Raw genomic sequence first — 20,797 nt, 5'->3', positions numbered from 1 at the left:
TTTGCTTATATTTGAAGTTCAACTTTCATCTCTTGTTTATTTTTAATAAGTGCTAATCTCAATTGACTAATGCTGCCCTGTTTTTCAAAATGCAAGGTCTGTGGCGCAAAAGTAAAGGTGTCAAATTGCATCGTTCTTAGAATCTCGCCGTCTTTTTTTCTGGTAACATTGAGCTTATTTTCATTGAAATTAACAATCAGTGCCTGGTTTTGATAAAAGCTAAAGTGGCGACAATACTTCACCATAGATTTAACTTTAGCGATCTCTGAACGGTATTTAACTTGATCAAACTGCTGCCACATTGACGGCAATACTATCGACGAGCTTAAACCTATCAATACCAACACAATGAGTAGCTCAACTAGCGTAAAGCCTTTATTAAAACGAGACATCATTTATCGACACAATACTTAACAGCATTATTATAACTACAGAGCCAACAACACCGCCCATAATCAAGATAAGCAAAGGTTCAAGCAATGCGGTAAACTTCATCAGCCAAGTCTCAAAGCTTTGTCTTGCTCGAGCGGCTATTTCACGAAATGAGTTTGCTAAAGTACCACTTTCTTCTCCTACAGCAACAAGAGATAAAGCAACATCATCAAATAATTTAATTGGCTGTAAACTGTCACTTAACTGAACTCCAGAGGACACTTGGCTCGCTATTTTAGTTAACTGATTTTTCAGTTCGACATCAATAACGGTTTCACCTGCCAACCTTAATGCTGAAGATAAATTTACGCCACTTTCTAGTGTCAGCTGCAAAGCGGTAGCAAATCGAATTCTATCCGCTTTGTTAGTAATACCCTTTATTAAGGGCAGTCTAACGACAAATTTAATAAATTGCTGGCGTGTCTTATGCTGTTTAAATAAATATACGCCAAAGAATATGAGTAAAATCACAATAATAACGGCATGTATTTGATAGTTTTGTACGTTATTACTGACATCCAATAAAAACTGGGTATAGGATGGCACCTCTTCCATCGACTCGAACATACTGGACATACTTGGAACTACAAAGTTAAATATCGCCCAGATCGCACTAATACAGACCAATAGAATGAAAAAAGGATAACTGATCGCCTGTAATACTTTACTGCGCAAACCAATTTGAAAACGCAAATTTTCACTTAATCGCGTAAAAACGGTTGGCAAATTACCCGTGCTCTCACCTATTTTCACCATTTCACAATAAAGTGGCGAAAACACCTCTTGTCGAGCCTCTATCGCTTCACTGAGTGACCTTCCTTTTTTAATATCTTCTAATACGCCGCGCCAAACGAGACCAATCCCACTTTTACTATTGGTACGAGAAAGTATTGTTAACGCCTTATCAACCTTCAAGCCATTATTTAGCAAAATAGCTAACTGCTCGGTTGATTGTTCAATATCAGCTAAAGAGACTCTCGATGAACCACCAGTTGCCTTTATTTCTGTGACCTTAATCACTAAAAGGTTTTTTTGCGTTAATTGCGCTTCAGCATCTGCTATATTGATAGCGCTAATTTCGCCATGTTCATGCTTACCCGAACGGTCATAAGCTTTATAACGAAATAACTGACTCAACCTGCCACCCTAAGTACTTCATTAATAGAAGTAACCCCTTGTATGGCCTTTAAAAAGCCATCCTCCTTTAATGAACGTAAATTATTCTCTTTCATTAACGTGTAAAGGTTATCAAGTAACTTTTCATCTTTTGCTAAGCGTTTTACTTGTCGATCACAAGGTAAGTACTCTAAAAAAGCAACGCGGCCACTATAGCCAGTATGCTCACAATGGGGACAGCCAACCGCTGTATACAATTGAATATCTCTTATAGCATTTCGCTTTGCTAAGTCTGCCAGTTCATACTGTTCAATTAAATGTTGTTCTTCCATCGGTTGCTTACACTCAGAGCAAAGCTTTCTCGCTAAGCGTTGTGCCATAATGGAAACAAGACCAGCATTAAGTAAATACTCTTCAATACCCAATTCCATCAAACGCGTATAGGCAGAAGGGGCATCGTTAGTATGAACGGTACTAAACACTAAGTGACCGGTTAACGCCGACTGCAGAGCAATTTTTGCGGTTTCGTTGTCCCTAATTTCACCGACCATGATCACGTCTGGGTCTTGGCGCACGATACTGCGAAGACCTGCTGAAAAATCAAAACCGATATCCGAATTCACTTGCACTTGGTTGATACCAGGCAATTGATATTCGATAGGATCTTCTAGGGTAATTATTTTAATATCGGGTGTATTGATTTGATTTAAAAAAGAATATAACGAGGTTGTTTTACCTGAGCCTGTTGGGCCCGTCATTAAAATAACGCCTGACGTACGCTTCAAATCGTCATTGACTCTCTTAATCAAATCTTCAGCATAACCCAATTTCTGTAGGTCAAACTTAACCGCGTTTTTAATAAGAAAGCGCATTACCATACTTTCGCCTTGCCCTAAAGGCAAAGAGGAGCAACGAATATCAAGATCGGTACTGCCGGCACGCATTTCAATCTTACCGTCCTGCGGGCGTCGCTTTTCAGCAATATCCATGTTGGATAATATTTTTATTCTTGATATGACCGCCAGTTGCAGGCTTTGTGGTATAGGATCCGCTTCTTTCAATATGCCGTCAATACGGTATCTCGCTCTAAAGCGGCCATTAATCGGTTCAATATGTAAGTCTGATGCACCAAGCTTAATGCCCTTGTTAATTAAGTTATTCACTAAATTAACGGTTGGCGCGCCTAGCGCGAGTTCTTTTAGCATTTCTACATTATCACCGCTAATTTCACTATGATGGGCATCAGGGAGCATGGCTTTATATTGTTCGTGATACAACTCAAACTCTTTATCAGTGATACAAACAAATTCTATATCCAAACCAATAAATCGAGTGTAATCTGCTGCTTCAGAATAATGAGGCGAACATAACGCAACGGTCAACTTTTGCTCTTTCAGGTTAACCGGTATCATTTGATATTTAGCTAAAAATGAAAAATTAACTTCTTTAAGTTCGGTAAGTTGTGATGAGGTTAAATTAAAATGATGCTGCCAGCGCGGTAAGCCCAAAATGTCACAATACAACTGACACAATTGCTCTTCATCAATCCAACCAGAGTGAGCCAAAATTTGCTCTAGGTGGTGACCAGAACTGCTCTGAAAATTTTTAGCTTCTGCTAAGCGTTGCTCATCGATCAGCTTATGCTGACAGATGTATTGCTCAACCTTAGTATTCCACATCAGCGTCTTCGCCCTCGCCACCTGGCTTTTTATCGCGCCCTAAACTTTTTAACGTAAAGCCCTCACCCGTATTTTCATCCGTCACTCTAGTGTAGTAATAATCATTCTTCCATGGATCTTGTGGGATAGCTTGGGGAAAATAAGGACCATCCCAAGACTCTTCATCTGAGGACACTAATTGAGCAAGAGATTCAGGGTAATAGCCGATATCCAAGCGATAAGAATCTAACGCTGTCGCTAATACTTGCATTTGCGCTTTTGCTGTACCAACCTTAGCAGAAGAAACCTTACTAAACATCCTTGGCGCGACAATGGCCGATAATAATCCTAAAATCACCATTACAATTAATAGCTCTACTAGAGTAAAACCCTTATTGCAATGATTAGCTTGATTCCTAAATTGTAAATATTTCATAGTAACCCTAAAAAACTCCGATGAAAAGCAGCACTACTTTACTCAATTAAAAGTACCGAAAAGCTTGCGATTGTCGACTATTCTAACTAAATTAAGCGCTAAAAAAAATAGCGCTTATGTAACTACTTATTATATCCACAGCAACTAACTCATTACTTAGCTAGCAGTTCGTCCAAGCTTGTTGAAAATTCTTGCACAGTTCCTGCGCCATCGAAAATTTTATAATCGGTTATAGCATTGCCATTGCGCTTACCAATGATAAAACTGGGTGTTTTTGCTAGCCCCAATTTCTTTGCATCCAATAAAGACGCGGTAATACTGTTATGTACTGTAGGGTCTTTTAAACAAGCATTAAAGCGTGTCTCGTCCAATGCAAAATCAGCAACAATTTTTTCTAAGTCTGATTTAGCCAGGCCTTGCCCTTTCTCAAACAAGTAATCTTTAATCTCTTTGTACTGACCCTGTTTAGCGCCGCAGCGCAATGTCACCGCTGCAAAAGCCGCTCTTGGGTGCAAACTCGCCAGTGGAAATTCACGTCCAACAAACAGCACCTTACCGGTATCTACATAGTTTTTCTTTAACTCTGGCCAAACGCCTTGATGAAACTTCTTACAAAACGGGCAATGCAAATCAGTAAACTCGATTATCACGACTTTGGCATCCTCACTACCAATACGATGGCCATTTTCAATCGAAATCTCATCGGGGCGAACAAGGCTTCCTAACCCTACTTTTTGTGCGACTAACGTTTGTACATGCTTTAATTGTTCCACTTCTTTTTGTAAAGCGTCAATTTGCGCTTGGTTATCAGTGTGGGTTGTTTGACAGGCACTCGTTAATAGTACCAATGTGGCGACAAATAATTTTTTCACTTTCCTATTCCTATTTTCTTTCGTTAGTAATGACGACCAATAGATAAAAAAAACCCCCGCAAAGCGAGGGTTTTCAGGTACTTCTAAGTAAACTTAGTTATAGCACTAAGAATTACTGTGACCAAGCGTTTTGGTCAAGTACTGGCATTACGCGGTCTAAACCACCAATGATTTTCTGTACAGATACACCGTGAACAGCATCGCGAGGAGCCGTTACCGTGAATGTTACCGTGTGACGGTTATCTGCAGACTTGAAGTTAGAACCAAATTCTGCAGTATCGTAACCACCGTCAGCACCTAAGTAACCAGCAGCTTGCGCATCTTCAAGTAATTGTGGCACAAAGTAAACCACTGAAGATTTTGCAGGAACTGTACCTAAAGAAACAGCTGTTACAACACGACCAGCGTTGGCATTACCATCGTCTGACTCACCAAACATATCGAATGTTACTTCAGCAGATTCATTGTGCTCGTTAGTAATACGTACGAAGTTACCTTCAGCAGATACTACGTAAGGCACTTTAAGAACAGCACCGTTAACACCGATTTCGTGAGTAGTTTTATCTTGAGCACAGTGGTCTAATAACGACGTATCACCAAAGTCTAACGTGTAATGAGTATCAACAGTGTAGTTGAAGTTCATTATTTCTTCACCACTATCAGCGTTACGCTCGTTAGTTACAACATAAAACATTTCGTTATAAGCAGCACCAAACAATGGTGAAGTAGCGGCTGCAGGGTTAACTTCAGCAGTAATATCGTCTACTGGAGCAAATACAAGCTGACCTTCTGTATCGTAAACGGTTGCTGTGTCTTCAGTTAAACCAGTTTCACCCCATAAAACAGTATCTTCAACTTCTTCTTGTAACGATAATGCAGCACCAGCAAGTGCAGTAAGGTCTTGAGCGTTATAAAGCGCAACTTCAATTTCTGCACCTGGGTTAGTACCAGTTACAAACTTAGTTTCTAAGTGGTCAGCAGCGTCGATAGTGTGAGCACGATCTAATACCGCAGCTCTATCATAAAATGCAGTTTTGTAAATTACTTGCTGCTTTTGAACAACTAAGTTCTCATCTGGTGTTGATGAGTCATAAACAAATTGAGTACGAGCAACTACAGGATCGCCAGCTAAATCAGTACTTTCAGCATTAACAAGTGCCTCAGCAGTTGTGCCACCTTGTAGCGCGTAAAACTGAGGTGAAATCTCAGTAATAACTTCTGGTGATGATTGAGCACCTTGAATGCCATAACCTTGGCCACCATCAGTAAGTGCTTGAGTCACTGCAAGAGTTACTGAAGATGAGCTTTCTGACGTAGTACATGCTGTATTACCTAAGTCGATACCGATTGGTTCAAGAGCAGCAAACGTTAAGCCGTTTGAAGTTTTAGAAAGCGCTAGACGCGTACCAGCACCAATGGTTGTACCTGCTTTAGTTAAAAAAGTAATAACCGATTCACCGTCTACGTTGCCATCTGATGATGCAACAGCAACGAAAGAACCATCATTAGCAACTTCATCGTATTTAACTAAATGAATAATATCATTATTACCAGCAAAACGTGCACTTGAACCTGAAAGTGTAAATTCAAGTAAAGTACCAGGAGGAATATCTGTCGTAGGAATATACACGATATGTTGGTCTGTACCAGCGGCAGGAGATAGAGCTAAATCAACATTATCATAGTCAACTACATATTGGTTGCTGCCATCAGTTGCTTTATTCGTAAGCTCATAAGCAACACCTAATGGTGCAAGAGCTTCCAAGTCAGCATCACGAACGCCAGGAGCGCTAGAACAAGATGCTTTAGTGTACGTCACATTCCAATCTAAAACAGCACCATCTGCAGCTGCAGGATATACTTCAAAACATGCTTCTGTACCAGCAAACGCTGTGTTAGAAGCAACAAGACCAGCGACAGCTAGAGGCAACGCGGCTAATTTAAAATTTTTCATTTCTGAGTTTACTCCATATTATTTTTCGGTCATGCCCTTAGTGTTAGTTTAAGTGGTGACCATTGAACACGTGTTCTATATTAAACCAGCTGAGCATTAAATAACAACAGCTTAGTTTTAATCATTGTATTTATATTCGCGTGGTTATTGTAAATAGTTAAGCTTCAGCAAATAAATAATGAAATTTATTGGCATGCCCCCACTATTTTTCTGCACTAAGTTTTACTACTTAGCAACACCCAAACAAAAAATAAAATAGCAATGCAATTGAAATTTAAAGGTAAGAGTCTTTATTGTCAATAAGTTAATTCAAAAAAATCAAAGTTTCTTCAACTTGACTTTAAAACGGCGAAATAACGTACACAAATCACACTATATAATCGTGAAAACAGCTGATTCTGTGTACTGTTTGAATCAATTAACCTTATTTAATTTTCACTCTAAAGGCTGATAAATAGGAAACTAAAATCTAATCCTTCCCTAAAAATTGGTCATTGAGAGTTAAAAACCGCTATTTTACCATCCTGATAAATTTCCATGCATGCTGAATAGCGAAAGAATACGAAAAGAATACTGAAATAAATGCCAATAACATCAACCACTCTGGCAGTTGCAATAACTCTCCTACAATACCAAATAAGGCTAACGCTATCGATAAGGCACTGATTGCCCATAGCGCTTGTCGAGAAGTCATTCCAAGTCGCATACAGATGTGGTGTAAGTGTCCATTATCGGCTTTAAATGGAGAAACACCTTTGCGAATACGCCTTAACATAATAGCAAACATATCCATTAACGGAACCGCAATAATCCACAATGCTGTCACTGGACGAAAAGTCGCATCACCGTTAGCAGTATCTTGTGTTCCTAAGCTTAACAACCAGATAACCGTTAACCCCATAAACATACTACCTGCATCGCCCATAAATATTTTTTTACCACGAGGATTACGGGTACTAACGTTATAGAATAAATAAGGGATGATGGCGACCACCAAAATTAATGGTAATAAAATATCAGGTGACTGATGATTAATTAACGTCAGAATGGCGACAGAAGCAATCGTTACAATGCTCATAGAGCCCGCTAATCCATCAATGCCATCAATCATGTTAAACGCATTAATTGCAGCGACACAGGCAAGCATGGTAAAAATCATGCCATAGTTATCTAAGTCAATATCACCTGTTGCAAAAACATTCCCAAGGTCTTCGATATATACTCCAGCACCAAATACCATGATAGTCGCAACAATACCCTGAAAAATCATGCGAGGGGCAACACTTAAATCGTAGATGTCATCCATCGTACCGATAAAGACTAATAATGCTGAAGATATAAAATATAAATTTAGCAGCTGGCTTTGTTCAACAAATAATGTAGAAGCAATCAATACGCCTGTATAAATAGAAATACCACCGATTAATGGGATCGCGCCATCGTGCTTTTTTCTCTCGCTCGGAATATCAACTAGACCAATATGGGGGGCTAAAGGAAGTAACACTTTGATTGTGAGAACAGAGACAATAAATGCAACAAATAGAGCTGACATTAATAGCATGCAAGAAATACCATTTATATTAATAAATATTGAATAACAAAAGGGCAATAATCCTAAAAAAATTACTGCCCGTTTAAAATTGAGGCTAATTATAGTCTGACTAATTTTAATAAGCTAGACCAAGTCAACAGTTTATCAGTATATTTTACAACCTGATGACATTGCCATAACTATTTATTCAAAGTATTAAGTTAAATGCCTGAAATTGCGGCGATCGCAACTGCTGCTTGATAGATAATTTGCGTCGAAACTTGCCATAAGGTTATATTTTCCATGTAGGATGAATCCAATGGAACGACGATGGTATCACCGGGCCTTAAAGTTTGCTTTGACGATGAAAACCAATTAGCACCCTGTGGTATCTCAACAGAGCCATTCGCTTTAATAACATATAAGCGTTCATCATCTGCTTGCCTTTTCATACCACCACTAAGTTCTACGTAATCTAGAACATCTAAATCAGGTTGATATACATGCGAAGTAGCGACTTGAACTTGACCAACCACGTTAATAGAATCTTGTTTGGTCGGTACGTAGAGCGTATCACCATTTTCTAAGGTGATGTCAGTATCATCATTAGTCAATATTTTATCGATATCAACAACTAACCTTCCTACCGGCTGGACTTTCGTTAAATCAGAAAGTAATTTTCTCGCTTGTTGGTAATCTAGTGCACTTCCTTCTTGATTAGATAAACTCTTCGAAGCAATTTCCATACGGAGGTTTTCAGAAACTTTTATTAAGTTCTTTAACTCTAATTGCTTTAACTTTTCACGGGTGAAAAGTGATGCACCAATATCAGCATATTCGGTAAAACCACCAACTCGCTCGATCAAATCACGAAGAGATTCACCTCTTCTGATTGTATATTTGCCGGGGAAATTAAATTCACCTTTAAGTTCGACAATGTGATTTTCTTGCCATGAAGGAATACTGAGAACATTTAAGCGGTCTTTACTTTCCAATATTAAGTTATGTTCTTCATTGCCATTTAAAGCTTTTTGCACATTAAAACCTAAGGTTTCTGTACCCGCGACATGATTTACAACATTGTTGCGAGTAATTTCCGCTTTAACCGTATAAGCTGATTCGAGAAGTCCGCCTGCTGCGGTAATGAGATCAGTAGCATGGCTATTGTTCGCTAATGGGTAAATGCCAGGAAATTTAACCGCACCATCAACCTCCACTAACATCATTGGCGCCCCAAAAGCAGCTTGCCTTTTAAGCAATTCAATCACTGGTGCTAACAACCTCTTGCGTGAAAAGAACCCCATTTCTTTTAATTCTAAAGTTTTGGACGCCTCACCCGACAACTCTTCTAATGAACGATACGCGTGTTCTAATGCGCTTTCTTCTTGTTCTGTATTATCTTCTACTTGTCCGTCACCATACATTTCCCAAAATAACATTTGTTGAAATTTTTCCTCTGCTTTTTCTTTTTCTTTTTTAAGCAATTTTTCTTCTGTTAAAGCGAAGTTTTCCAAAGTCAAACTATCGTTACTTAATGTATCGACATTTGAGAATACTAGGACTTTGTCTCTTGGTTTCAATTGAACGTTATCTTTTGAATTCACATCAGAGATAGCATTAAACAAACTGAATTGAATTACCTCAATTTGTCGTCCAAAGCCAACTTGTCTAATCACAAGACTATAAGAAAGATCCGCATCTTCTAAGGTGTATGCATTAATATCAGGGATTAGGTCAGTAATTCTCTGTTCTTTCACCCACTGATACTTCCCTGGGCGGCTAACGGCCCCAATAATAGCAACCGATTCCTCAAATTGCTCCGAGGTTGGCATGACATTAATGTAATCCCCTGCTTTAACTGGTTTCTTCAATACTTGTGAATTTGACAAATCAACATTGAGCACTGTACGTAAATTTCTATCATTAAAGCGCTCGACAACAGTTGATGAAGGGTACGCTGAAGGCAGTAATCCCCCAGCCATTTCTATAACATCGGCAAAAGTTTCCCCTTTGTTTAACTCATAAATAGCAGGTCGAGTGACTTCTCCTTCAACGGTAACTCTATTACCAACAGGTGCAACAAAAACAACATCACCTGACTTAAGTGTTAGGTCGTTAGAAGAATCACCGCGGATAAGATAGTCATAAAGATCCAGTGTTGTGATCAACTTTCCAGCACGTTTTAATTGAATATTACGCAGCGAGCCAATATCACTAATTCCTCCAGCTGAAAATAGTGCATGAGTGATATTAGATAATGAATTTAGCACATACTGACCCGGTTTAAACGCATCACCAAGTACAAACACTCTAATAGAACGCAACTCAGATAAAGTTACAATGACGTCAACACCTAGAATTTTATTTTTTAATTCATGAGATAAGAATGCTTTAGCTTCAACAAATGACATACCAACAACTGAGTAAGCTCCAAGTTCTGGAAATATCACTTGTCCTTCTCGAGAGACTTCAAGCTCAAAGCTATTATTCTCCTTACCAAAAAACTGAACAGATAAAACATCACCGGGCCCAAGTATATATTGCTCAGGAATTGCAATATCCATACTAGGAGCAAATGTTGTTGGCGCATTAGCAAACACGTCGTAACCAAACGCCTTAATTTCTTCGCTGTCTTCTTCTGATATTTGGATTTGAGACTCATCGTTTAGTATCGGGTTGCCTAGCTCATCAAATTGTGTCCCTCTAGGAAAATATTGCGGTAACTCTTCATTTTCTTGAGCACTGTTCGTTGATTGTTTAGACATATAAGAACGAATAGCGTTGTAATCGATGCCCATACTTTGAGCTAAGGCCTTTTGCTGAGCTGGGGGTAACTTTTTAAACTGTGCGATTTGGCCAGCAGAAATATTTGAAGGTAAATTATTGGCAAAAACCGAACAGGTGATCAACACCCAGATTACCGTCACTACTCTAATAAGGTTACTCATTTTTATTGTCATGTACTCAACCAATACTTTTTTATACCGAAAATAGTTTTACATTTATACTGTGCTTGGCATACGTTAGTAAAATATCAACAGCCAGCGCAGTGATTTATTACTCGTCAAATTCTTCCAAGAAAGCTTCTAATTCTTCCTCTTCAGATTGATCAATTTCTAACGGTGGATTACCATCATAGACCTTAAACTTCATGTTTTGAAAATACGCATTTTTAACGAATTCGTATGAATCAAAGGATTGATTAATTAACTGCTCTTGATCAGTTAAACTGGCCCTTGCTTCCATGCCAATCACAGCCGCTCTCACCACATTAGGCCAAAAATCGATTACCGCCAATGGCCAGTAATAACGATCAACATAATCACCGACTTCTTCTCTGACAGAGCTAGGACCTAGTGCGGGTATCACTAAATATGGGCCATCCCCTACGCCGTAACTACCAAGCACTTCACCAAACTCTTCTTGTTTGCGCGCCCAACCAAAATCACTGGCAGGATCAAAAATACCAAATAAGCCAATGGTAGAATTTAACAGAAAACGCCCTGCACTTACCGCAGCATCTTGGAACTTAGCTTGAAGCAGGTTATTAATGATCGCTGAAGGCTCATTTAGATTCAATGCAACGTTATGAAGACCTGTTCGCACATCTGTTGGAACATATTCTACGTAGGTTTCAGCGGTCGGCTTTAACACATACTTATCAGCATAATCCCAAGTAAATGTCCAAAACGGTCGGTTAATTGATTCTAATGGATCGCTATTAGTCGAATTAGTCTGCTCTTCAACACCTTTTGTCGAAGAACACGCCGAAGCTAACAAAACCAAAACAATAGAAAAAGTTCGCGAAATCAAGCTATTAATTTGAGACAATGTGATTAACTTCCTTTAAAACCATACTATCAAGGGACTATTGGCGGAAAATTTTATCACGGCAACCAAGGAAGTGGTATCGTTTAAGGAAACTTATTTAAATTATTTAGCTGCTTAGTGGAAAGTTGGCTGGTTGATTAAGCTATTTGCCCAAATAACTCACTCAACGCTTATTCTTATGCAATGCAACTAACATTTCAGCTTCGGCAAGTGGTAAATCACATTCTGACATCAGCTCAGCGGCATCAGCACCTAAAGCAACCAATTTTTGAGCCCGACTGTATAACCTGTCTTCCGGTTGTTGCTGTTTTAAAAACGTTATTGCTTCTTGATGTTCCTTAAGCTGCTTTTGCAATGTTTTGACGCGGTGTTCTAATTGTTTGCTCACTTGATTATTTTCTAATTGGTGCTCGGTGACCAATTCATTAATATTAATCAACTGCTTTTGCGCATCACTCAGTGAAAGTTGTAGTTGATTCAACATTAACTCATTACTTTCTATTTGGGACTGTAAAAACGTGAACTGTTGTGATTTTTGACGTGTGCTAACAAGGCTCCATAGGGCAAGTATCAGGGCAATACCTGCAAGCGCAATGGGTAAATAAGACAAAAGACTATTCATATAGTGTACTGTCGCCTAGCTGATTACTAGGCGTAATTAATGACTAAAATTGTTTTAGTTCATCCCACTCATCATCGGTAAGCAGTTTATTTAAATCCACTAAAATGAGTAGTTCACCTTCGCGGTTGGAAACCCCTTGAATAAACTTGGCACTTTCTTCGTTGCCAACGTTTGGCGCTACGTCTATTTCTGAAGCTTTCAGATAAACGACTTCAGCAACTGAATCTACCAAAATTCCTATCACTTGCTTTTCAGATTCGATGATAACAATACGGGTATTATCAGTGACTTCTGCCGCTTCTAAACCAAAACGCTGACGAGTATCAATGACGGTAACCACGTTGCCGCGCAAATTTATAATACCTAACACATAAACCGGAGCCCCTGGCACTGGTGCAATTTCAGTATAACGTAAGACTTCTTGAACCTGCATTACATTGATGCCGTATGTCTCACTGTCTAACTTAAACGTGACCCATTGTAGAACTTCATCATTTGTATCTATCGCTTCATTAGCGTTGCGTCTATCATCAGACATACTGCTGACCTCTTAACGTGTTAAAGTTTTAACTTATTACAAGTTTATATCTAAATTAGTAATAATTACACTATGTTAGTATATTTATTATCACTCTCTACTGTTAGCGCCATCTTCTAGCAATGAAATCAGAGATTCAACATCCAACAAGGCGCACATACGATCCTTTACTAAACCTGCAAGCCATGGCCGTTTGGTTGAGCTATCCATCCACTTAACATCTTCTTGCTCTAAGGTAACCGTGTCGACAAGATGCTCTGCTGATAAACCCCAATTGCTCTCATTTAGCATAATAATATATTGATAATTAAGTCCATCTAATAAAGCTTGATCACACTTTTCCGGCATCACCCACAAAGCCGTATCAACGACATTGATTTTATCGTCGCGGTGAACCATAACACCTTTAAACCAATCAGGTTTACCAACTAAGCTTGTGGTTTTATCAACATTATGAATACCGCCTAACTCTATCAAAGGTACCGCTATAGTCAGCCCAGCGACATCAAAGAACATCGCTTGAAAGCTACCTTTTCGGTAATTTTTCTCCACTTTTACTTTGAGTTCACCACGGCTTTTACTCGTTTGAATTTGAACTTCATCTTCAACAACAGTTCGCTCTACTACAACTTCTTTTGGCTGAACTTTAGCGCTTTCTGATTTAACCGTTGTCACCGTATTGACGTCAGTTTCAACCGTTTTACCCGCACTCGCTTGTTGTAAAAGTTTTTCTAACTTGTGTTTCTTTTCTTGCTCTTGTTGATAACTCAACTCTTCTTGCTCAACCGCTTCCCACGATATCTCCTCAGATTCTTCGGTGAGAAGCTCTGACAAATAGGTTTGCATCAACTTTTTACTAGCAGCGAGTGGTTTTGCCATGATTTATCTATTTTTGACCTCAAGCTTTATTAAGTAGTCAACTAAGTTGCGATATGCATAAGTGCCTCTAGAATTAGCGGCGTAATCAGAAGGCACCTGTTGTGCAACACTTGCATTTCTAAAATTTGTGTCTATTGGAATAACGCCCGGCCAAACGGCCTCGCCATATAATTCTTGCATTTTTATGTACGCTTGCAATGATGCTTTGGTTCTTTTATCAAACATTGTCGGCACTATCGTGTAGGTAAATGGCTTGTGTTGTTCTACTTGCATTATTTCCATGGTACGGATCATTCGATCTAACCCTTTTAATGCCAAAAATTCAGTTTGAGATGGAACAATAATCCGTTGACAAGCCGCCAAAGCATTAACCATTAACACCCCTAATACTGGCGGACAATCAATAAGCACGTAGTCGTATTCATCTTGGAGCTTCTCAATCGCTTTTTTGAGTACTAGCCCCATACCACCTTTACTGCCAAGTGACCGATCTAAAGTTGCTAACCCCATAGTAGCGGGTAAAATATCTATATTGTCATAGGATGTTGGACATAGACTCATCATAATTTGTTCTTTAGTAGAAACTTGAACAAACAAATCATAAACACTCAGTTCCAGATCTTCTGATTCAATACCAAAATAATAGCTAAGTGAGGCGTGCGGATCGGTATCAATCAATAAAACGCGATGCCCTAACTCAGCGAGTAAGCCACCTAATGCAATCGTAGTCGTCGTCTTTCCTACGCCACCTTTTTGATTCGCAACAGTCCAAACAACCAAAAAATCACCTATGAATTAGTCTTTATTTAAAAGTTTAGCTAACCGCTTTCATTATTGCTTGAGGAAAATCAAGCAAGGGTAACGCTTTTTCAGAAATACCCGCGACTGCAACTGCTTGTGGCATACCATATACAACACATGTTTCTTCGTCTTGTGACCAAATCGTCGCACCACGCCCTTTGAGTAATCGCGAACCCTCTCGACCATCTGAACCCATGCCAGTTAAAATTATACCGAGCACGTCACCAGAAAATACTTTAGCAGCAGAGCCAAAACTAACATCAACACTTGGTTTAAATGCCACGCGCGACGATTCATCGTCTAAGATTTTTAGTTTAGCTTGCTTTTCAGTTCCTTCAATGATCATTTGTTTACCGCCCGGCGCTAAATACGCATGACCTGGCTTTAAAATATCGCCATTCTCAGCTTCTTTGACACTAATATTACACAGTGAATTCAAACGATTAGCAAAAGCCAAAGTAAAAGCCGCTGGCATATGTTGCACCATTATAATAGGCAACGGAAAGTTTGCTGGTAATTGCATCAATATTTTTTGTAACGCAACCGGTCCCCCCGTTGAGGTACCGATGGCTAACAATTTATAGGACTTATCTTTTGATGATTTTTGATTACCTGTAGGTTCTGGCCTTTTGTTTACGGTTGCATCTAAACGTTCATTTAACGGAGCACGACGAAACTCGTTTACCCGCGATCTACTGGGCGAGACAGGAGTTTGCTGATTACTAATAAGCGTACGACGCAAACCGGAGCCTTTTTTACGCGCGATCTCAAGCACGCGTGAACGCAAAATAATGCCTGCATCACTATTATTTTTAGCGATTTCATTAAACTTCTTAGGTAAAAAATCAAGTGCCCCTGCTTCTAAAGCGTCGAGGGTTGCTTTTGCACCTTGATGCGTTAAAGACGAGAACATTAAAATTGGTGTAGGACAACTCGCCATAATCTGCTTAACAGCATCAATACCGTTAAGCACTGGCATCTCGATATCCATAGTAATAACATCAGGTTTTAGCGCTTTTGCTTTTTCAACCGCTTCTTGGCCATTAACCGCATAGTCAATAACCGTTAGGTTCGCATCGCTTTCTAATATATCCCCGACACGACGACGAAAAAAGCTAGAATCATCTACTACTAAAACCTTATAGGCCATTTATATTCTCTTTACTCTACTGCCAGGTAAGTTTACGAACGTAATTTCTGATTCACAACTGATTTCTTGGCATAATATTTAAGCATATTAGGCACATCAATAATTAATGCTATGCCGCCATCACTGGTAATTGTAGCGCCCGCCATACCTGGTGTTCCATGTAACAACCTATCAAGAGGCTTAATAACCACTTCTTCTTGACCAATCAAACTGTCAACGACAAAACCTATCTGCTGCGAACCAAGTTGTACGATAACCACATGGCCTTTGTCTCGAGGTTTCTCTTCGTAGTTTCTCACCAACCATTGATCAAGATAAAACAGTGGGATAGCTTTTTCCCTAACGATAATAGTAAGTTGGCCATCAACAATATTCGTTTTAGTTAAATCTAGATGGAAAATTTCGTTTACTGCAGCTAGCGGCAATGCGAAGGTCTGCTTGCCAACAACAACCATTAAAGTAGGTAAAATAGCGAGTGTCAGAGGTACTTTGATTTCTAAAACAGTACCGACCCCCATTTCAGAATCAATATTAACGGTACCATTTAGCTGGGTAATCTTAGTTTTAACAACATCCATCCCAACGCCACGGCCTGACACTTCTGAAATCTCTGTTTTCGTTGAAAAGCCGGGTGCAAAAATTAAACTAAATGCGTCTTTATCTGACATTCTATTCGCCGCATCTTCGTCTAAAACCCCACGAGATATGGCAATAGACTTTAATTTATCAGGATTCATACCGGCACCATCATCTCTAATGGTCAGTAGAATATGATCACCTTCTTGCGAAGCCGATAAAATAACTGTGCCTTCACGAGTCTTGCCATTTGCTTCACGCACATCTGGCTCTTCAATACCATGGTCAACCGAGTTACGCACTAAATGCACCAATGGATCAGCTAGCGCTTCAACTAAGTTCTTATCTAAATCGGTCTCTTCACCCTCTAAAATTAATTTAATTTCTTTATTAAGCGAGCGAGCCAAATCTCTTACCACCCGAGGAAAACGTCCGAATACCTTTTTAATAGGCTGCATGCGGGTTTTCATGACCGCACCTTGAAGATCTGTAGTGACTGCATCAAGATTCGACACTGCTTTAGTCAGCTCTTCATCTTCCTTAGTCATGCCTAAACTGGTTAACCTATTACGAACAAGCACCAATTCACCAACCATATTCATAATTTGATCAAGACGTTGGGTATCAACCCTAACGGTTGTCTCGCCTTGCGGTGCACTTGGCTGGCCTGGCTTCTTATCTGCTGGTTTCTTAGCTGGTGCAGCTGGTGACGCTGGAGCTGCAGGTTTAGCAGGTGCGGCTTTGGCTGGCTCTGGTTTACTGTTTTCTATCGGCGAATTAGTTGGCGCCGCAGAGGTACTCGCCTGAGGAGCTTTACCTTGGCCATGTAATTCATCTAATAGCGACTCAAATTCGTCATCATCGATCTCATCTGAAGACAATTTATCGGCGCCTTTTTTGACCACGTCTGACGAGAAAGCACCTTGACCATGCAATTCGTCTAAAAGCGACTCAAATTCATCGTCGGTAATTTCATTGCTATCAGTATTGTTAGTTGCCTGCTCAGGTTTCGGTGCTTCTGTTGGCGTTTTCGGAGCGCCTCCGCCGTGCAGTTCATCTAAGAGTCGTTCAAATTCTTCTTCGGTCATTTCATCGCTAGAGCCGCCCGATGTTTCTTCTACTTCGGGTTGACTAACGACTTCTGGTTCAGGAGTACTTACAGGAGCAGTCTCTGTGCCTTCAGGTTCACTCAATCGATGAAGTTCATGAAGTAATTGAGGATCTGCAGGATCAATTTCCTCGCGCGCTTGCACTTGAGCAAACATCGCGTTGATGGTGTCTAAAGCTTGCAGAATAACATCCATTAATTCTGGCGTTACCGAGCGTTGATGATTCCGCAAAATATCGAATACGTTTTCTGCACCATGGCAGGCATCGACTAGGTGAGTTAGTGATAAAAACCCTGCACCACCTTTTACAGTGTGAAAGCCTCTAAAAATAGCATTAAGTAAATCAGCATTTTCAGGATCATTTTCTAATTCAACAAGTTGCTCGGATAAACTTTCAAGAATTTCTCCAGCTTCAATCAAAAAATCTTGGAGAATTTCTTCATCTGCTTCATAAGACATCCAACAATTCCTCTTAAAAGCCTAAACTGGACAATAGATCGTCGACGTCATCTTGATCTGCCACTACGTCATCACGATTTTCCTTGTTGACAATCGGACCTTCGACTAAGTTGTCACCCACTTTAGGTTTTGCTTCTTCTTTATTATTCTCAGATGATATACCAAACGCAGTTAGCATATTGATAAGACTATCTTCAACCTCTCTGACCAAGTCGATAACCTTGCGGATCACTTGACCAGTTAAGTCTTGGAAATCTTGCGCCATTAACACATCTGTCATTAGCGCATGCATATGAGCGGTTTCTTTTTCTGTGGTTTTCAGTAGAACATCGATATCAAGACATAATGCCTTGAATTCCGATAACTCAAGCTTGTTGTGCATGAGTTTTTGCCACAAAGGATTTACAGTTTTAATTTGATCTTGTATCGAATCAACGACAGGAAATATCGATTCAACAGCGTCCATGGTTTTATTAGCCGCATCTTCAGTACGGCTGATAACGTAATTTAGTCTTTCCTTGGCATCAGGTATGTCTGCATTGGCGAGATCATTCAACCTTGAATCGAGCTGAAAATTCATCAAGGAGTCATGAAGTTGGCGCGTTAACTTGCCTATTTCAGCGAATAACTCAGAGTTAATTGGGTTTTGAATTTCAGCAATTAATTTATCTGCTTTATCTTGCTCGCCAGTCTCAAGATACTCGACTAGTAATTTAGCCTGTTCCAACGAAACATGGGCAGTCTTACTTTTACTCATTCAACGTCCTTAGGTAACAAATGGAATTAACCTAAGCGTTCAAATATCTTGTCGAGCTTAGTCTTCAATGTCGCAGCAGTAAATGGTTTAACAATATACCCGTTCACACCTGCTTGCGCTGCCATAACAATTTGCTCTTTTTTGGCTTCAGCGGTAACCATCAACACAGGAATGTGAGCCAAATTAGCATCAGCTCTTATCGCCTTTAATAAATCAATCCCTTGCATTCCTGGCATGTTCCAATCAGTCACGACAAAGTCAAAATCACCACCTTGAAGCATTGGTAAAGCAGTACTACCATCGTCAGCCTCTGAGATATTGGTAAAACCTAAGTCACGCAACAAATTTTTCACGATACGTCTCATTGTTGAAAAATCATCAACAACAAGTACTTTCATATTTTTATCCAAGGCACCCTCCGGGGATATAGTTCTTAATTCTATAATATATTGTAATCAACTTTGCCAAGATTGCATACGTGCTTTTAAGCGATGTAATGCTTGACTGTGAATTTGGCTAACCCTTGACTCGCTAACATCAAGAACTTGTCCTATTTCACGCAAGTTCAACTCTTCATCATAATACAATGACAGTACTAAAGCTTCTCGTTCGGGTAAAGTAGAAATACATTCACTTAGCGATTTTTTAAAGACAACCTGTTCAATGTTTTGATATGGATCATGATTATTATCATCCTCTAACTGAACTATCGCATCTTCACTTACACCAAGGTCTTCGATTCCTATAATTTTACCCGTACTAACTTCATTAAGAATATGATGGTACTCATTTAGCGAAATATCAAGTTTTTCAGCAACTTCAATATCAGTAACATCTCTACCAAGCTCTGCCTCTAATGCTTTTATTGCTTCACTGACCATACGACTATTTTTATGGACCGAGCGGGGAGTCCAATCACCACGGCGTATTTCGTCAAGCATGGCACCACGAATGCGAATACCGGCAAAGGTTTCGAAACTTGCCCCTTTGCTATGATCAAAATTATTGGCAGCTTCTAAAAGTCCGATCATGCCTGATTGGATTAAGTCATCCACGATAACACTTGAAGGAAGGCGAGCCAGCAGATGATAAGCAATGCGTTTGACCAAAACCGTATGTTGCTCAATTAAGCTCGTTTTATTGATGTGTTCGCTGTAAGCATTGTTTTTGACCACGTTCGCCCACCACCTATTAACGGATTAATTCTCTAGCAACTGCTCAATGAAAAACTCTAAGTGCCCAGAAGCTTGATGTGGAATCGGCCATTTTGCCACTTTACTGGCCAATAATTTAAATGCTTTTGAGGCCGGTGAATCAGGAAACGCTTCAACAATCGCTTGCTGCTTGCGTACTGACTTTCGAATATTATCGTCATATGGGATCACACCAACCAACTCCAGTGCGACATCAAGAAATCGCTCACTTACTGTCGATAACTTGCCAAACAGCTGTTGCCCTTCTTTTGGGCTTCTTACCATATTAGCAACCACTTTAAACTTGAATATATCGTGGTCTCGGCTTAATAATTTCATTAACGCATAACAATCGGTAATTGATGTTGGTTCATCACAAACTACTAATAAAACATCTTGTGCTGCTCGTGCGAAACTCAACACCATATCTGAAATGCCTGCTGCAGTATCAACGATTAAGACATCAAATTCGGTTTTCATATCACTGAAGGCTCGAATCAACCCTGCATGTTCAGAATGGGTTAAATCAACCATCGATTGAGTACCTGACGTTGCGGGAATAATTTTTATTCCCGCTGGGCCTTCAATAATAATATCGTCTAATTCACACTCACCCGATAACACATGTGATAAGTTACGCTGAACTCTTAAGCCTAACATGACATCACAATTGGCTAGCCCTAAATCGGCATCCAAAACCAATACGCGTTTACCTAATTGCGCTAGTGCAATTGATGTATTAAGCGAAACATTGGTTTTACCAACGCCTCCTTTTCCCCCTGAAACCGCAATGACTTTAACTTGATTATTATGTTTTACAGAACCTTGATTAGCATCTTGCATTTTTCGTAAGCCACTCGCTTGGTCTATCATCTAAATTTTT

The 20,797-nt window shown here is 39.6% G+C and carries 19 protein-coding genes; all 19 read right to left on the bottom strand.

From position 1 onward, the window contains the following. Nucleotides 1–5: 5 nt before the first annotated feature. The 19 genes from ACSLUH_RS01360 to ACSLUH_RS01270 all read right to left on the bottom strand — a co-directional run bounded on the left by ACSLUH_RS01360 (nucleotide 6) and on the right by ACSLUH_RS01270 (nucleotide 20,787). Nucleotides 6–395: a prepilin-type N-terminal cleavage/methylation domain-containing protein gene (locus tag ACSLUH_RS01360; RefSeq protein ID WP_448563802.1), complete on the bottom strand. Its 390-nt coding sequence runs from the start codon at nucleotides 393–395 to the stop codon at nucleotides 6–8. Further along, entirely contained in the window at nucleotides 379–1,569 is a 1,191-nt protein-coding gene (locus tag ACSLUH_RS01355) for a type II secretion system F family protein (protein WP_448563800.1), read from the bottom strand. The genes ACSLUH_RS01360 and ACSLUH_RS01355 overlap by 17 nt, the downstream gene beginning before the upstream one ends. Then, on the bottom strand, nucleotides 1,566–3,227 hold the full coding sequence (locus ACSLUH_RS01350; protein ID WP_448563798.1) for a GspE/PulE family protein: 1,662 nt from the start codon (nucleotides 3,225–3,227) through the stop codon (nucleotides 1,566–1,568). Before ACSLUH_RS01350 ends, ACSLUH_RS01355 begins: the two co-directional genes overlap by 4 nt. Further along, complete coding sequence (gspG, locus tag ACSLUH_RS01345) at nucleotides 3,214–3,642, bottom strand: type II secretion system major pseudopilin GspG (protein WP_448563795.1); 429 nt, start codon at nucleotides 3,640–3,642, stop codon at nucleotides 3,214–3,216. Before gspG ends, ACSLUH_RS01350 begins: the two co-directional genes overlap by 14 nt. A gap of 152 nt (nucleotides 3,643–3,794) precedes the next feature. Further along, nucleotides 3,795–4,514, bottom strand: coding sequence for a DsbA family protein (locus ACSLUH_RS01340; protein ID WP_448563793.1), 720 nt, complete (start codon nucleotides 4,512–4,514; stop codon nucleotides 3,795–3,797). A gap of 112 nt (nucleotides 4,515–4,626) precedes the next feature. Next, nucleotides 4,627–6,468, bottom strand: a complete 1,842-nt coding sequence (locus ACSLUH_RS01335) for a hypothetical protein (protein ID WP_448563791.1) — start codon at nucleotides 6,466–6,468, stop codon at nucleotides 4,627–4,629. A 511-nt stretch (nucleotides 6,469–6,979) separates the two neighbouring features. After that, nucleotides 6,980–8,020, bottom strand: coding sequence for a UDP-N-acetylglucosamine--undecaprenyl-phosphate N-acetylglucosaminephosphotransferase (gene wecA, locus ACSLUH_RS01330; RefSeq protein WP_448563789.1), 1,041 nt, complete (start codon nucleotides 8,018–8,020; stop codon nucleotides 6,980–6,982). A gap of 200 nt (nucleotides 8,021–8,220) precedes the next feature. Further along, complete coding sequence (locus tag ACSLUH_RS01325) at nucleotides 8,221–10,959, bottom strand: SLBB domain-containing protein (protein ID WP_448563787.1); 2,739 nt, start codon at nucleotides 10,957–10,959, stop codon at nucleotides 8,221–8,223. Between the two features lie 97 nt (nucleotides 10,960–11,056). Next, nucleotides 11,057–11,830 carry an MlaA family lipoprotein gene (locus ACSLUH_RS01320; RefSeq protein ID WP_448563785.1) on the bottom strand — a complete coding sequence of 258 codons (774 nt, stop codon included), beginning with the start codon at nucleotides 11,828–11,830 and terminating at the stop codon, nucleotides 11,057–11,059. Between the two features lie 163 nt (nucleotides 11,831–11,993). Continuing rightward, nucleotides 11,994–12,452 carry a DUF2802 domain-containing protein gene (locus ACSLUH_RS01315; RefSeq protein ID WP_448563783.1) on the bottom strand — a complete coding sequence of 153 codons (459 nt, stop codon included), beginning with the start codon at nucleotides 12,450–12,452 and terminating at the stop codon, nucleotides 11,994–11,996. Between the two features lie 43 nt (nucleotides 12,453–12,495). Further along, nucleotides 12,496–12,990, bottom strand: coding sequence for a chemotaxis protein CheW (locus tag ACSLUH_RS01310; RefSeq protein WP_448563781.1), 495 nt, complete (start codon nucleotides 12,988–12,990; stop codon nucleotides 12,496–12,498). 90 nt (nucleotides 12,991–13,080) lie between these two features. Next, nucleotides 13,081–13,869: a chemotaxis protein CheW gene (locus tag ACSLUH_RS01305; RefSeq protein WP_448563779.1), complete on the bottom strand. Its 789-nt coding sequence runs from the start codon at nucleotides 13,867–13,869 to the stop codon at nucleotides 13,081–13,083. A 3-nt stretch (nucleotides 13,870–13,872) separates the two neighbouring features. Then, nucleotides 13,873–14,649 carry a ParA family protein gene (locus ACSLUH_RS01300; RefSeq protein ID WP_448563777.1) on the bottom strand — a complete coding sequence of 259 codons (777 nt, stop codon included), beginning with the start codon at nucleotides 14,647–14,649 and terminating at the stop codon, nucleotides 13,873–13,875. A gap of 34 nt (nucleotides 14,650–14,683) precedes the next feature. After that, the gene (gene cheB / locus ACSLUH_RS01295) at nucleotides 14,684–15,820 is read right to left on the bottom strand and encodes a protein-glutamate methylesterase/protein-glutamine glutaminase (protein WP_448563775.1); all 1,137 of its coding nucleotides are present in this window, start codon (nucleotides 15,818–15,820) and stop codon (nucleotides 14,684–14,686) included. A gap of 32 nt (nucleotides 15,821–15,852) precedes the next feature. Further along, the gene (locus ACSLUH_RS01290; protein WP_448563773.1) at nucleotides 15,853–17,964 is read right to left on the bottom strand and encodes a chemotaxis protein CheA; all 2,112 of its coding nucleotides are present in this window, start codon (nucleotides 17,962–17,964) and stop codon (nucleotides 15,853–15,855) included. A 13-nt stretch (nucleotides 17,965–17,977) separates the two neighbouring features. After that, nucleotides 17,978–18,721 (bottom strand): protein phosphatase CheZ, encoded by a 744-nt coding sequence (locus ACSLUH_RS01285; RefSeq protein ID WP_448563771.1) that lies wholly within the window; start codon nucleotides 18,719–18,721, stop codon nucleotides 17,978–17,980. 26 nt (nucleotides 18,722–18,747) lie between these two features. Next, entirely contained in the window at nucleotides 18,748–19,131 is a 384-nt protein-coding gene (gene cheY / locus ACSLUH_RS01280) for a chemotaxis response regulator CheY (RefSeq protein ID WP_448563769.1), read from the bottom strand. 45 nt (nucleotides 19,132–19,176) lie between these two features. Then, on the bottom strand, nucleotides 19,177–19,896 hold the full coding sequence (locus ACSLUH_RS01275) for an RNA polymerase sigma factor FliA (RefSeq protein WP_448563767.1): 720 nt from the start codon (nucleotides 19,894–19,896) through the stop codon (nucleotides 19,177–19,179). A 24-nt stretch (nucleotides 19,897–19,920) separates the two neighbouring features. After that, nucleotides 19,921–20,787 (bottom strand): MinD/ParA family ATP-binding protein, encoded by an 867-nt coding sequence (locus ACSLUH_RS01270; protein WP_448563765.1) that lies wholly within the window; start codon nucleotides 20,785–20,787, stop codon nucleotides 19,921–19,923. Nucleotides 20,788–20,797: the final 10 nt, after the last annotated feature.

Source organism: Thalassotalea ganghwensis, from assembly GCF_053485795.1.
The sequence above is the reverse complement of the archived record's forward strand: the minus strand, read 5'-3'. Positions and strand labels throughout refer to the sequence as shown.

Coding starts and splice junctions, on each gene's coding strand:
- ACSLUH_RS01360 (WP_448563802.1), bottom strand. CDS start 395: ATGATGTCTCGTTTTAATAAAGGCTTTACGCTAGTTGAGCTACTCATT.
- ACSLUH_RS01350 (WP_448563798.1), bottom strand. CDS start 3,227: ATGTGGAATACTAAGGTTGAGCAATACATCTGTCAGCATAAGCTGATC.
- gspG (WP_448563795.1), bottom strand. CDS start 3,642: ATGAAATATTTACAATTTAGGAATCAAGCTAATCATTGCAATAAGGGT.
- ACSLUH_RS01335 (WP_448563791.1), bottom strand. CDS start 6,468: ATGAAAAATTTTAAATTAGCCGCGTTGCCTCTAGCTGTCGCTGGTCTT.
- wecA (WP_448563789.1), bottom strand. CDS start 8,020: ATGTCAGCTCTATTTGTTGCATTTATTGTCTCTGTTCTCACAATCAAA.
- ACSLUH_RS01325 (WP_448563787.1), bottom strand. CDS start 10,959: ATGACAATAAAAATGAGTAACCTTATTAGAGTAGTGACGGTAATCTGG.
- ACSLUH_RS01315 (WP_448563783.1), bottom strand. CDS start 12,452: ATGAATAGTCTTTTGTCTTATTTACCCATTGCGCTTGCAGGTATTGCC.
- ACSLUH_RS01310 (WP_448563781.1), bottom strand. CDS start 12,990: ATGTCTGATGATAGACGCAACGCTAATGAAGCGATAGATACAAATGAT.
- ACSLUH_RS01305 (WP_448563779.1), bottom strand. CDS start 13,869: ATGGCAAAACCACTCGCTGCTAGTAAAAAGTTGATGCAAACCTATTTG.
- cheB (WP_448563775.1), bottom strand. CDS start 15,820: ATGGCCTATAAGGTTTTAGTAGTAGATGATTCTAGCTTTTTTCGTCGT.
- ACSLUH_RS01290 (WP_448563773.1), bottom strand. CDS start 17,964: ATGTCTTATGAAGCAGATGAAGAAATTCTCCAAGATTTTTTGATTGAA.
- ACSLUH_RS01285 (WP_448563771.1), bottom strand. CDS start 18,721: ATGAGTAAAAGTAAGACTGCCCATGTTTCGTTGGAACAGGCTAAATTA.
- ACSLUH_RS01270 (WP_448563765.1), bottom strand. CDS start 20,787: ATGATAGACCAAGCGAGTGGCTTACGAAAAATGCAAGATGCTAATCAA.